Origin of the sequence: Stenotrophomonas sp. RG-453, assembly GCF_033843685.1 — a bacterium.
GTDB classification, from domain to species: Bacteria; Pseudomonadota; Gammaproteobacteria; order Xanthomonadales; family Xanthomonadaceae; genus Stenotrophomonas; species Stenotrophomonas bentonitica_A.
This window is the reverse complement of sequence record NZ_JAMYED010000001.1, coordinates 1-12,273: the sequence shown is the minus strand read 5'-3', so window position 1 is coordinate 12,273 and position 12,273 is coordinate 1. Positions and strand designations below refer to the sequence as shown.

Sequence of the window (12,273 nt, the reverse complement as noted above, 5' to 3'; positions counted from 1 at the left end):
CTTGAATTCAAGCCACGGCACGTGGCGGATACATGCGTGTGGGCAGCCACGGAATCAGCGCGATCAGCGCCACCGCCACCCACGCGACGAGGAGATAGAGATCGGCCGAGGTCAGCGCCACGACCTGCGCATGCAGACGCGCGCCCAGCCCGGGTGCGGCGCCCGCGTCAAACCAGGGTGCGTTGCCGATCCGGTCGACCAGCGCGGTCGAGTGCAGATGGCTGCGCGCGGTGGTGACCGCCTCGAGCAGGCCACCGGCGAGGACCGCGGCGAAGCCTTTGACGGTGTTGAACCATGCTGAAGCGAAGGGGCCATCGGTCGGCGCCAGGCTGCCGGTGGCGAGCATCAGCAGCGGTAGCACCGCCATCGGCTGGGCGATGACCTGGATCACCTGCAGCCACACGAAGTTGTCGCGGTGCCAATCGGTGGTCAGCTGCGCGCCCAGGCCACAGGCCAACGCCAGCAGGCCCAGGCCGATCGCCTGCACCCAGCGGCTGTCCACCCGGCGCTGGTTGAGCAGGGTCGCCACCAGCGGCAGCGCGATCAGCTGCGGCAGCGCGACCCACAGCAGCATCGGCGCGGTCTGCAGCGGCCGGTAGCCCTGCACCTTGGCCAGGAAGCTGGAGGGAATCATGATCACCGCCAGCAGCACGAACAGCACGCCACCGAGGGTGATCAGCGCGTAGCTCAGATTGCGGTTGGCCAGCAGCTGCAGCTTGAAGAACGGCAGCGGGTGCGACCATTCGTTGTAGAAGAACAGCGCCAACAGGCCAGTGCCACCGCCGAGCAGCAGGCAGCTCAGCGGCGAGGCGAACCAGTCCAGGCGCGGCCCCTGCACCAGGCCGATGACCAGCATCACCAGCGCCGGGAACCCGAGCGCCAGGCCGACCCCGTTGAACTGCGCGAAACGCTCCAGCCGCAGCGGGTCCTGCGGCAGGCCCCATGCCACCATGCCCAGCGCGGCCACACACCACGGCACGATCTGCCAGAACGCCCAGTGCCACCCCACGTAGTCCACCCACAGCGCGGCCATCGGTGTGCCCAGGCTCGGCCCGAACGTGGCCGTCAGCGCATAGCCGGCCAGGCCGTACAACTTGATGCCCGGCGGCAGGAAGCGCAGCGCCACGCTCATCAGCAGCGGTGGCAGCGCGCCGCCCGCCAGCCCCTGCAGCGCGCGCAGGATCAGGAACGAGGGCAGATCCGGTGCGAACGGACACAGCACGCCCAGCACCATGAAGGCGCCGATCATCACCAGTGCGAAGCGACGCAGTGAGAAGGTCACCGCGCACCACGGCGCAAATGCCATCGCGCTGACCGACATCGCCGTGTACAGCGCGATGATCCAGCTGCCGTCATCGGCACTGAACCCCATCGCGCCCCGGATGTCGGCCAGCGCGACCTTGGTGACGTTTTCGTTGATACCCGAGATCAGCACAGCCAGCAGCACGCCGCACAGGCCCACGGCCAGACGCAGGCCGAACACCGCCTGCGCGGGCGGTGCAGCCGGCACGGCAGTTGCTGCCGGCAACGGGGCGGCAACAGCAGTCATCGAACACCCCCCGGGTACGGGGGATGCAGCGGGAACAACACGGACATGGGTCCACTCCACGACGGGGAGCGGCAGTCTAGGCAGCGCCGATGCTGCGAAAAATGCTGCGCCGGCCATCGCTGGCGTGCATCAGACGCACGCCTCACCGGTGACCGTGCAGGCGGCCGGGGTCGCAGTGCGTCAGGCCTGCGTGGACTCCGCGTCGCACATCGCCTTGATGCTGCGGCGCAGCCAGCGATGCGCCAGATCGCTGTCCAGGCGGGGATGCCATGCCTGCACGACAATCGCGCTGCGGACCGGAATCGGCAGTTCAAACAGGCGCAGCGGTACCCCGAGGCGTTCCAGCCGGCCCAGCATCACGCTGGGCATCTGCGGCAGGATCAGGTCCGAATCGGCCGCGGCGAAGATCGCCGAGTGGAAGGTCGGCATGATCTGCGCGACCCGTCGGGTCAGCCCCAGCGCTTCCAGGTCCTCATCGATCGGGCCATACCACCGGCCACGGCGCGATACGGCGATGTGGTCGAAGGCCACGAAGCGCTCGGCAGTGATCTCGCCGGCGAAGATCGGGTGGCCCTCGTGGGCGGCACCGAAGAACGAGGTACTGAACAGGTTCTGCACCTTGGTATCGGCGCTCAGCTTGCTGACAGCGCTGATGTGCAGATCGATCCGGCCCTGCGCCATCGCATCGTCGTCCCCATCGCCCTCGGGCACGAACCGCAGCACCGAGCACGGCGCCTGCGCCTTGAACAACTCGCGCATGCGGCCACCGTACGTGCCGACAAACACATCGTTGGCGCGGATGCTGAAGGTGCGCTCCAGCGTCAGCATGTCGACCTCGCGGCCGGCATTGAACACCAGGTGGGCCTGCTCGATCACCCCGCGCACCTGCTCACGCAGTTGCAGCGCGCGCGGGGTCGGGGCCAGGCCACGGCCGGCGCGGACCAGCACCGGGTCACCGATCGCCTCGCGGATGCGGCCCAGGGTACGGCTCATCGCCGGGGCACTGAGGTTCATCCGCCGCGCCGCGCCCACGACGCTGCCCTCCTCGATCAGGGCATCCAGGGCAATGAGCAGGTTCAGATCGGGCATGGTCACGGCAGTATCACCTTCAACGTGTGGCGGTGACTTTACTGCAATCCAAAACCGGTATTGATGCGCCCAACGCACGTCTCCGCTGCGGCGCACGGCATGGGTCCAGCGCCAACGGTGCGCGACCCTAGCGCCCCCTCTGCCGAGATTGCCGATGTTCACCAAGATCCTCGTCGCCCTGGATGGCGGCCCACAGCACGCCCAGGTACTGGACCTCGCCGGGTCGCTGGCCGGGCCTTCCACCCGGTTGCACCTGCTGTGCGTGCTGGACCCCGCCTTCGCGCTGGCCGACGACGCACCCCGTGCCGAGCACGCCGAGTATCCGGCCGCCGACGCCCAGGTCCACCAGGCCGAACAGCTGCTTGCCACCGCCCTGAACAGCCTGCGCGAGCGCGGTATCGACGGCATCGGCCACCACCCGGCCGGCGAGCCGGCGCAGGTGATCTGCGACCATGCCCGCCAGCACGGCTGTGACCTGATCGTCATTGGCCATCGCCACCTGTCGCGGCTGGAACGCCTGCTGGACCGCTCGGTCGGGCAATGGACAGTGGACCATGCGCCCTGCCCGGTGCTGGTGGAAGTGCGCGGTAGCGATGCCTGAGCGAACGCCGGCGTGCCGTCATCCATCGGCCGCGGCCGTGCCTTGGCCCGGCGACGGGCGGTGATCGCGCTCAGCCCGGTGCGCCGCCCGCTTCCACCCGATTGCGCCCGCCCCGCTTGGCGGCGTACAGCGCGGCATCCGCCGCCGCCAGCACCTCGGCAGGATCGGCGTCCAACACCCTCGGCACGGTCCCGACGCCGATGCTGATCGTCACCGGTCGTCCCGACTCAGCGGAAGGCAACTGCAGCTGCTCCACTGCACGGCGCATGCGCTCGGCCAGTGCAGGGGCGCCTGCCAGCGGCGTGGATGCCACCACCACGGCGAATTCCTCACCGCCATAACGGGCAACCAGATCCGTGCTGCGCACCGCGCACCCCGCCAACGTTGCAGCGACCAGGCGCAGGCATTGATCGCCGGCCGGGTGCCCGAAGCGGTCGTTGAACGCCTTGAAGCAGTCGATATCGACCATCAGCAACGCGATCCCCTGCCCGCTTCGCCGCGCCTGCTCCCACGCATCACGCAGGCTCTGGTCGAACTGGCGTCGGTTGGCCAGGCCGGTGAGGCTGTCGATCCGCGACAATGCATCGAGCTGGTCCTGCCGCGCGAACGAACGCATCTGCATCAACACACTGCGCAGGCCCGACCCCACGGTAGCCATTGCAAACCCGGCTACGGCCAGATAGGGATGCTCGCGCACCATCAATGCCGACACCACCATCAGCGACAGGGCCAGGATCAAGGGGCTCCCGGCGCGCACGGCCATCAGCAGCGCGCGCGGCACACGCACTTCACTGCGTCGGGAAGGCCGCAGCGCCATGATCGCCAGCAACAGGAACGGGACATCGATCAGCAGATCGACCAGGCCGCCGTAGCTGCCCTCCGTCTCGACGTGGTTGATGTACGCGGCAACACCCAGGTACACCCAGGCGAACACGCACAACGTCCGGAAGAACACGCGCCGAGAGGGATCTTCGCTCGCCCGCCAGCGCAGCAGCGCAAAGCCGGCGATGAAAATGTTCTCCACATCGAACATCAGCCGCAGGTGTGCGATCCCGTCCTCGCCCGCATCGTTGAGCGTGGCGAAGGAGAACGTGTAGACGAAGAACAGGTAGCCGAGCAGCAGCGCGAGCAGCGCATCAATCAGGCTGAGGTACCACGGCTCATGCCGCGGATGGGCCATCGCGAAGGTGAGCGGCACGCCGTACAGCACGTACAGCAGCATGCTCAGCCCCGGCGTCGCATCGGCGTTGCCTCGGCCGACCTCCTGGTACATGTTCAACGCCATGCCTGCCGCCCACAGCCCCATGCCCAGCGCCATCGCGACCCAGCCGACGATCGAGGCGCTGCGGCGGCCCCGCCACACACAGGCCAGCCCGGCCAGCAGAGGCGCCCCGATCAGGAACGCATAGGACACCGGCAGCGCATGCGCGGGCATCAGCACCAGCGCGATGCCATGGCACAGCAGGTACAGCACCGACAGCCAGACCACCATGCGGCTTTCCATTCCGATGCGGCGTTGCGACCAACATACAAGGTTGCCCGGCACCTGGGGATCAATTCATCCCGCGTTGACGGCGTGGGCGCGGCAGGGCGCCGGGCAGCGTCGGCTACTCTTCCTCGAGCTGCTGGAAACGTTCCGCCAGGAAATCGATCAGCGCGCGTACGGAAGGCAGCAGTCCGCGCCGTGAGGGGAATACCGCGTGGATGATCTCCCGCCGTGGCGCCCACGCGGGCAGCACGTGCACCAGCGTGCCAGCGGCAATCTGGTCGCACACCATCATCCGCGGCAGCTGCACCACGCCCACGCCCGCCACCGCGGCCGCGCGCAGGGTCAGCATGCCGCGGGTGACCAGGCGCGGCCGATGATGGATGTCCGCGCGCGTGCCGTCCGGGCCGAACAGATTCCAGACGTGCTCGTTCTGCGGCAGGCCCAGCTCCATGCTCGGCAACGCAGCGAGATCGGCCGGCACCTGCGGCAGGCCCAGCCGCGCGATCAACGCCGGGCTGGCGACCAGGCACTGGCTGCGCTCGGCCAGCACCCGCATCACCAGCTCGGTGTCCTGCAATGGCGGTGGCCGCACCCGGATCGCGATATCGATGCCCTCGGCAATCAGGTCGACCCGGCGGTTGGTGGCATCCAGCTGTATCGCCACCCCCGGGCACTGCGCCAGGAAGGCCGCGATCATCTCGCCGACACGCGTGTCCAGCAGCGCGACCGGGCAGGCCACCCGGACGATGCCGCGCGGCTCGCTGCGGGTGAGTTCGATCGCTTCTTGGGCGGCTTCGGCTTCCACCAGCATCGCCTTGCAGTGCGCGTAGAACGTCTGGCCGACCTCGGTGACCGAGAAGTGCCGCGTCGAACGCTGGATCAAGCGCACCCCCAGCCGCTCCTCAAGCAGCGCCACCCGGCGGCTGAGTTTCGACTTGGGCACCCCCAGCGCCCGCCCCGCCGGCGCGAAACCGCCGTGATCGACCACCTGGGCGAAATAGTAGAGGTCATTGAGATCCTGCACGGCCGCCTCCAGCGTTCACCAAATAGGACTATGAGGATAAATTCTGCTGACTACCGGCGCCAGCGTCCTGAATCCATCATCTCTTCCATCAGACACGGGCCTGCCCCCGGAGGAGTACGACATGAAGAAGATTCTCGGCATCTACAGCGCCCCCAAGGCGCACTGGGTGGGCGACGGCTTCCCGGCCCGGACCCTGTTCTCCTATTCCAGCCACGGCCAGCAGGTCAGCCCCTTCCTGCTGCTGGACTATGCCGGCCCGATGAAGTTCACCCCCGCTGCGCAGCCACGCGGCGTTGGCCAGCATCCTCACCGCGGCTTCGAGACGGTGACCATCGTCTATGAGGGTGAAGTGGAGCATCGCGATTCCACCGGCGCGGGCGGCACCATCGGCCCGGGCGACGTGCAGTGGATGACCGCCGCCTCCGGCATCCTGCATGAAGAGTTCCACTCCCACGCCTTCACCCGCACCGGCGGCACGCTGGAGATGGTGCAGCTCTGGGTGAATCTTCCGGCCAAGGACAAGATGGCCGCGCCCGGCTACCAGACCCTGCTGAACGCGCAGATTCCGTCGGTGCCGTTGCCGGATCAGGCGGGCCGCGTGCGCGTGATCGCCGGTGAGTTCGACGGCCAGCGTGGCCCCGCGCGCACCTTCACGCCGATGGATGTGTGGGACCTGCGGCTGCTCCAGGGCCATAGCGCCCACCTGCCGGTGCCCGAGGGGCGCCATGTCGCCCTGGTCGTGCTGCGCGGCAGCGTGCAGGTCAATGGCAGCCAGGCCGTGCACGAGGCGCAGCTGGTGATGCTCGATCGCGATGGCAGCGCCCTGCAGATCGAGGCCAACAGCGATGCCACGGTGCTGGTGCTCAGTGGCGAACCGATCGATGAGCCGATCGTGGGCTACGGGCCCTTCGTGATGAACAGCCAGGACGACATCAGCCAGGCCTTCGCCGATTTCAAGAGCGGCCGCTTCGGCCAGATCGCTCACGCGTAATTCCGGCGACGTGCTGGATTCGCAGCGCGATTGACGCATCCCCTGTCCTCCGTGGCGATGGTCGTTGCCATCGCCATACCCCGCCGCCCAGCGGCCTCCCCATGCCCAGGAGTACTTCCCATGGCAAGCGAACCCATCCGTGATCCTGTCACCGATCACCTGCTGACCCCGCAGAACGCCGCCTTCATCATCATCGACTACCAGCCGGTGCAGGTGAACTCGATCGCCTCGATGGACCGGCAGTTGCTGGTCAACAACATCGTCGGCACCGCCAAGGCCGCCGTCGCCTACGGGCTGCCGATCGTGCATTCCACGGTCAATGTGCGCAGCGGCCTCAACAAACCGCCGATTCCGCAGCTGCGCAAGGTGCTGGCCGACCATCCCACCTACGACCGCACCACCATCAATGCATGGGAAGACACCGCATTCCGCGACGCGGTGCAGGCCACCGGGCGCCGCAAGCTGATCATGACCGCCCTGTGGACCGAAGCCTGTCTGACCTTCCCCGCCCTGGATGCTTTGAAGGAGGGCTACGAGGTGTACGTCGTGGTCGATGCCGTTGGCGGCACCTCCCTGGCCGCGCATGACGCGGGCCTGCGCCGCATCGAACAGGCCGGCGGCAGGATGATCAGCGTGCCTCAGCTGTTCTGTGAGCTGCAACGCGATTGGCAGCGCCAGGACACGGTGCCGGCGTTCATGGATCTTTTCATCCAGACGGGCGGCACTGCCGGCATCCAGTTCTCCTACGATCGCCAATGAGCGACGCAACGGCCACGCTCCCGCGTGGCCGTTGGGCGGGCATCACCCGTGCAACGCCTTGGCGTGATGCGCGATGTGCTCGCCGATGAAGCTGCTGATGAAGTAATAGCTGTGGTCGTAACCGGGCTGCAGGCGCAGCGTCAGCGGATGACCGGCCGCCGTGCAGGCCGCCTGCAACCACTGCGGCTGCAGCTGGGTGTCGAGGAACTCATCACCACCGCCCTGGTCCACCAGCAACGGCAGGCGTTCGGTCGCGGCGGCGACCAGCTCGCTGGCATCCCACGCCGCCCAACTGGCGCGGTCCTCACCCAGGTAGGCAGTGAAGGCCTTCTGCCCCCACGGCACGCGGGTCGGCGCGACGATCGGCGAGAACGCCGAGACGCTTTTGTAGCGACCCGGGTTCTTCAACGCGATCACCAGCGCGCCATGGCCGCCCATCGAGTGGCCACTGATGCTGCGCGCACCCGTTGTCGGAAAATGCGCCTCGATCAACGCTGGCAGCTCCTCTACCACGTAGTCGTACATGCGGTAGTGCGCCGCCCACGGCTGCTCGGTAGCATTGAGATAGAAGCCGGCGCCCTTGCCCAGGTCATAGCCCTCGGCATCGGCGACGTCATCGCCGCGCGGGCTGGTGTCCGGCGCGACCAGGATCACGCCATGCTCGGCGGCGTAACGCTGCGCACCGGCCTTGGTGATGAAGTTCTGCTCGTTGCAGGTCAGCCCGCTGAGCCAGTACAGCACGGGCAGCTTCTGCGTGGCGGCCTGCGGCGGCAGATACACGGCGACATTCATGTCGCAGCCCAGCACCTGCGAGGTGTGGCGGTACACGTCCTGCCAACCGCCGGACGCGGCGCGATGTTCGATGCGTTCCATGGTGATTCTCCGTAGGGGCGGCGCGGACCGCGCGCCGCCCGTAATGGCTCAGAAATGCACGACCGAGCGGATCGACTTGCCTTCGTGCATCAGATCGAACGCGTCGTTGATCTCGTCCAGGCCCATCGTGTGGGTCACGAACGGGGCCAGCTCGATGTCGCCCTTCATGGCGTCTTCGACCATGCCCGGCAGCTGGGAGCGGCCCTTGACGCCACCGAAGGCGGTGCCCTTCCACGAGCGGCCGGTGACCAGCTGGAACGGACGCGTCGAGATTTCCTGGCCCGAGCCAGCCACACCGATCACCACCGACTGGCCCCAGCCACGGTGCGCGCATTCCAGCGCCGCGCGCATCACGTTGACGTTGCCGATGCACTCGAAGGTATGGTCCACGCCCCAGGTGGTCATCTCCACGATGACCTGCTGGATCGGCTTGTCATGGTCCTTCGGGTTGATGCAGTCGGTCGCACCGAACTGCTTGGCCAGTTCGAACTTGGACGGGTTGGTGTCGATGGCGAAGATGCGGCCGGCCTTGGCCTGGCGCGCGCCCTGGATGACCGCCAGGCCGATGCCGCCCAGCCCGAACACGGCCACCGAATCGCCTTCCTGCACTTTGGCGGTGTTGTGCACCGCGCCGATGCCGGTGGTGACGCCGCAGCCCAGCAGGCACACGTGTTCCGGGTTCGCCTCGGGGTTGATCTTGGCCAGCGAGACCTCGGCCACCACGGTGTACTCGCTGAAGGTGGAGCAGCCCATGTAGTGGTAGATCGGCTCGCCGTTGTAGCTGAAGCGGGTCGTGCCATCGGGCATCACGCCCTTGCCCTGGGTGGCGCGCACGGCCACGCACAGGTTGGTCTTGCCGCTCTTGCAGAACAGGCACTCGCCGCACTCGGCGGTGTACAGGGGGATCACGTGGTCGCCCGGCTTGACGCTGGTGACGCCCTCGCCCACTTCCACCACGATGCCGGCGCCTTCATGGCCCAGCACGGCAGGGAACAGGCCTTCCGGATCATCGCCGGACAGGGTGAACGCATCGGTGTGGCAGACGCCGGTGTGGGTGATCTTGACCAGCACTTCGCCCTTCTGCGGCGGAGCGACGTCGATCTCGACGATCTTCAACGGTTCGCCAGCGGCGAAGGCAACGGCAGCACGGGATTTCATGGGGAGCACTCCAAGGCAGGGAACAAGACAGGTGCGCGCGCGGGTAGCCGCACGCTTATTTCAGGTAGGAACGGATCAGCGCGCTCATGTCGCGCACACGCTCGGCGCGCTGCGCATCGGACTGCGCCGGCTGGCCGAATTCTTCACGCAGGTGGGCTTCCATCACTTCGGACATCAACCCGTTGACCGCACCGCGGATCGCCGCGATCTGCTGCAGCACCGGCCCGCACTCGGCCCCGGCATCCAGTGCCCGATCCAGCGCATCGCACTGGCCGCGGATGCGACGCACGCGGGCCAGGACCTTCTTCTTTTCTTCCGGGGAGTGCGGCACGCGCGAATGACCAGAGAACTATACTGGGGGATAGTATACACAACCGGTCGCCCGCCCGGCTCAGTCGAACGCACCGGCATCGGCCAGTGTCGCCAGCGCATCCACCACGTAGCGCACCTTCGGCCGCAGGTGCCGGGTCTGCGGCCATAGCGCGTGGATCTCCACATGGTGCTGCATGCAGTGGCCCAGCACCTGCTGCAACGCGCCCGACTGCAGGTGCCGCTTCACCAGGAAGTGCGGCATCTGGCAGATGCCCAGGCCGGCGATGGCCGCTTCGATCACGGCATCGCCATCGTTGAGCTGGTGGGTGCCGCTGGGAATGAAGCGCGCTTGCCCGGCGTCTTCTCCGATCCGCCACGCCACCGGCTGTCCATACCGATAGCCGACGATGCTGCGATGCGCATGCAGGTCGTCCACGGTGGCGGGCGTGCCGTGCCTGTCCAGGTAGGCCGGCGAGGCGCAGGTGATCAACTGCTGGGTGCCCAGCCGTCGTGCAACCAGGTGCTGGGCCTGGTCCAGCCCACCGAACCGGATCAGCAGGTCGATGCCCTCTTCGACCGGGTCCACGAAGTGGTCGGTGAAGGTCATGGTGAGCTGCAGTTCGGGGTGTTCGGCACAGATGCGCAGCAGCACCGGCAGGATCATCAGCCGCCCGAACGAGGACGGCATGTCGATGCGCAGGCGGCCTGCCGGCAGGTGCGAGGCCGAGCCCAGGCACGCCTCGGCCGAGGCGATCTCTTCCAGCGCGGTGGCGCAGGAGGCGAAGTAGGCCTGGCCATCGGCGGTGAGCGAAATGCGCCGCGTGGTGCGATGGAACAGCCGCACACCCAGACGCTCTTCCAGCCGCGCGATCGCCTTGCCGACCGCCGAGCGCGAGATTCCCAGGGTCTCGGCCGCTTCGGTGAACGTGGCCGAGCGCGCCGTGGTGACGAAGGTGACCAGCCCATTCAACGATTCCACTGGCAGCATCACCGCGCTCCATTGGGGACACAATGTCCCACTTGCTGGGAAATTGAAGTCCTTTATGTGCCTCCAGGTCAACCCTATCTTGAAGGGGTCGCGCCGCTGGCGCCCCCTTCCCCACGAGTTCGCCTTATGACCGCCCTGCTCTTCCAGCCCTACGACCTCGCCGGTACCCCCCTGCGCAACCGCATCGCGATGGCGCCGATGACCCGCGCACGCAACCCCGGCACCGTGGCCAACGCCCTCACCGCGCAGTACTACCGGCAGCGCGCCAGTGCCGGGCTGATCATCAGCGAAGGCACCCCGGTGTCGCCGCAGGGCCAGGGCTACATCGACGTGCCGGGCATGTGGTCGGCCGAACAGGTGGAGGGCTGGAAGCCGGTCACCGCTGCCGTGCATGCCGAAGGGGGCGTCATCTTCGCCCAGCTCTGGCACGTGGGCCGCATGTCGCACGCCTCACTGCAGCCCGACGGCGGCCAGCCGGTCAGCGCGGGCACCCGCCCGGTGGCCAGCGACCCGAAGAGCAGCGCCTTCGTGTACCGCGAGGACGGCAGCCGTGGTCAGGCCGATCCGACCCCGCCGCGTGCCCTGCGCACCGACGAGCTGCCCGGCATCGTCGACGATTTCGCGCGCGCGGCCGACAACGCGATCGCCGCCGGTTTCGACGGTATCGAACTGCACGCGGCCAACGGCTACCTGTTCGAACAGTTCCTCAACCCGGTCACCAATGACCGCACCGACGGCTACGGCGGCACGCTGCAGAACCGCGCGCGGCTGATCCTGGAGACCGTCGATGCGATGGCCGCGCGGATCGGGGCGCACCGCGTCGGCGTGCGGCTGGCACCGAACAACCTGCAGTTCGACATGCCCGAGTACGTCGGCAACGAAGCGGCGTATCTGTACCTGGCGCAGGAACTGGGCAAGCGCGGCCTGGCCTACGTGCACCTCAACGACAACCATGCACGGGGCGTGTCGGTCCTGAGCGAGGCGTTCCTGCGCACGTTCAAGCAGAGCTACGGTGGCACCCTGATCCTGGCGGGCAGCCTCACCCGCGAGCGCGCGCTGCGACTGGTGGACGAGGGCATCATCGATCTGGCGGCGTTCGGCCAGCCGTTCATCGCCAACCCGGACCTGGTGGCGCGGCTGGAGCGCGATGTGGCGCTGGCGGTGCCGGATCGGGCCACGTATTACGGCGGTGGTGCGGAGGGGTATACCGACTATCCGGTTGCCGGCTGATCATGGGGCCGGCGCGGGCGTGGTGATTCCGTGGGTGCGTGCAGCCACCCATGGGGTGGCTCTACCCGTGCCCCGCCGGCGGTAGCAACTGTGTTGCTGGAGGAGCTTCAGCCCCCCACCGGACGGGCATGGTAGTGCCGGCCGCTGGCCGGCAGCCGTTGGAGATGTGCCCCGGCGCGCTTCAGGCGGGGATCGATTCGCTTTGGGCGT

The 12,273-nt window shown here is 67.8% G+C and carries 12 protein-coding genes; 4 read left to right on the top strand and 8 right to left on the bottom strand.

Features of this window, described 5'->3' with window-relative positions; genetic code table 11:
- Positions 1–7 precede the first annotated feature (7 nt).
- Positions 8–1,549, bottom strand: coding sequence for an MFS transporter (locus NJD74_RS00060; protein ID WP_319623440.1), 1,542 nt, complete (start codon positions 1,547–1,549; stop codon positions 8–10).
- A 180-nt stretch (positions 1,550–1,729) separates the two neighbouring features.
- Positions 1,730–2,644 carry a LysR family transcriptional regulator gene (locus tag NJD74_RS00055; RefSeq protein ID WP_121039741.1) on the bottom strand — a complete coding sequence of 305 codons (915 nt, stop codon included), beginning with the start codon at positions 2,642–2,644 and terminating at the stop codon, positions 1,730–1,732.
- A 148-nt stretch (positions 2,645–2,792) separates the two neighbouring features.
- On the opposite strand from NJD74_RS00055, the gene NJD74_RS00050 reads away from it, so the two are divergent.
- The gene (locus NJD74_RS00050; RefSeq protein WP_319623439.1) at positions 2,793–3,239 is read left to right on the top strand and encodes a universal stress protein; all 447 of its coding nucleotides are present in this window, start codon (positions 2,793–2,795) and stop codon (positions 3,237–3,239) included.
- A 70-nt stretch (positions 3,240–3,309) separates the two neighbouring features.
- On the opposite strand, the gene NJD74_RS00045 is transcribed toward NJD74_RS00050, so the two are convergent.
- Together NJD74_RS00045 and NJD74_RS00040 are read right to left on the bottom strand one after the other, a co-directional pair.
- Positions 3,310–4,731 carry a diguanylate cyclase gene (locus NJD74_RS00045; RefSeq protein WP_319623438.1) on the bottom strand — a complete coding sequence of 474 codons (1,422 nt, stop codon included), beginning with the start codon at positions 4,729–4,731 and terminating at the stop codon, positions 3,310–3,312.
- 115 nt (positions 4,732–4,846) lie between these two features.
- Entirely contained in the window at positions 4,847–5,752 is a 906-nt protein-coding gene (locus tag NJD74_RS00040; RefSeq protein ID WP_319623437.1) for a LysR family transcriptional regulator, read from the bottom strand.
- 121 nt (positions 5,753–5,873) lie between these two features.
- Between NJD74_RS00040 and NJD74_RS00035 the strand changes: the two genes are divergently transcribed.
- Both NJD74_RS00035 and NJD74_RS00030 read left to right on the top strand, forming a co-directional pair.
- Positions 5,874–6,743, top strand: coding sequence for a pirin family protein (locus tag NJD74_RS00035; RefSeq protein ID WP_319623436.1), 870 nt, complete (start codon positions 5,874–5,876; stop codon positions 6,741–6,743).
- Between the two features lie 120 nt (positions 6,744–6,863).
- Positions 6,864–7,502: a hydrolase gene (locus NJD74_RS00030; RefSeq protein ID WP_319623435.1), complete on the top strand. Its 639-nt coding sequence runs from the start codon at positions 6,864–6,866 to the stop codon at positions 7,500–7,502.
- Between the two features lie 42 nt (positions 7,503–7,544).
- Here NJD74_RS00030 and fghA read toward each other — a convergent pair whose 3' ends face one another.
- The 4 genes from fghA to NJD74_RS00010 are packed head-to-tail and all read right to left on the bottom strand — an operon-like array spanning position 7,545 to position 10,833.
- A complete protein-coding gene (fghA, locus tag NJD74_RS00025) occupies positions 7,545–8,375 on the bottom strand; it encodes an S-formylglutathione hydrolase (RefSeq protein WP_319623434.1) in 831 nt (276 codons plus the stop codon).
- Positions 8,376–8,423: 48 nt separating this feature from the next.
- Positions 8,424–9,533 carry an S-(hydroxymethyl)glutathione dehydrogenase/class III alcohol dehydrogenase gene (locus NJD74_RS00020; protein WP_102788236.1) on the bottom strand — a complete coding sequence of 370 codons (1,110 nt, stop codon included), beginning with the start codon at positions 9,531–9,533 and terminating at the stop codon, positions 8,424–8,426.
- A 55-nt stretch (positions 9,534–9,588) separates the two neighbouring features.
- Positions 9,589–9,864, bottom strand: coding sequence for a metal/formaldehyde-sensitive transcriptional repressor (locus tag NJD74_RS00015; protein WP_038691827.1), 276 nt, complete (start codon positions 9,862–9,864; stop codon positions 9,589–9,591).
- A 60-nt stretch (positions 9,865–9,924) separates the two neighbouring features.
- Positions 9,925–10,833: a LysR substrate-binding domain-containing protein gene (locus NJD74_RS00010; RefSeq protein ID WP_102788237.1), complete on the bottom strand. Its 909-nt coding sequence runs from the start codon at positions 10,831–10,833 to the stop codon at positions 9,925–9,927.
- Positions 10,834–10,959: 126 nt separating this feature from the next.
- Here NJD74_RS00010 and NJD74_RS00005 point away from each other — a divergent pair, with 126 nt between their 5' ends.
- Positions 10,960–12,063 (top strand): alkene reductase, encoded by a 1,104-nt coding sequence (locus NJD74_RS00005; protein WP_102788238.1) that lies wholly within the window; start codon positions 10,960–10,962, stop codon positions 12,061–12,063.
- Positions 12,064–12,273: the final 210 nt, after the last annotated feature.

Bases quoted from the DNA above. Each gene is read 5' to 3' on its own strand.
- NJD74_RS00060 (WP_319623440.1), bottom strand. From the start codon at position 1,549: ATGACTGCTGTTGCCGCCCCGTTGCCGGCAGCAACTGCCGTGCCGGCT.
- NJD74_RS00050 (WP_319623439.1), top strand. From the start codon at position 2,793: ATGTTCACCAAGATCCTCGTCGCCCTGGATGGCGGCCCACAGCACGCC.
- NJD74_RS00045 (WP_319623438.1), bottom strand. From the start codon at position 4,731: ATGGTGGTCTGGCTGTCGGTGCTGTACCTGCTGTGCCATGGCATCGCG.
- NJD74_RS00035 (WP_319623436.1), top strand. From the start codon at position 5,874: ATGAAGAAGATTCTCGGCATCTACAGCGCCCCCAAGGCGCACTGGGTG.
- NJD74_RS00030 (WP_319623435.1), top strand. From the start codon at position 6,864: ATGGCAAGCGAACCCATCCGTGATCCTGTCACCGATCACCTGCTGACC.
- fghA (WP_319623434.1), bottom strand. From the start codon at position 8,375: ATGGAACGCATCGAACATCGCGCCGCGTCCGGCGGTTGGCAGGACGTG.
- NJD74_RS00020 (WP_102788236.1), bottom strand. From the start codon at position 9,533: ATGAAATCCCGTGCTGCCGTTGCCTTCGCCGCTGGCGAACCGTTGAAG.
- NJD74_RS00010 (WP_102788237.1), bottom strand. From the start codon at position 10,833: ATGCTGCCAGTGGAATCGTTGAATGGGCTGGTCACCTTCGTCACCACG.
- NJD74_RS00005 (WP_102788238.1), top strand. From the start codon at position 10,960: ATGACCGCCCTGCTCTTCCAGCCCTACGACCTCGCCGGTACCCCCCTG.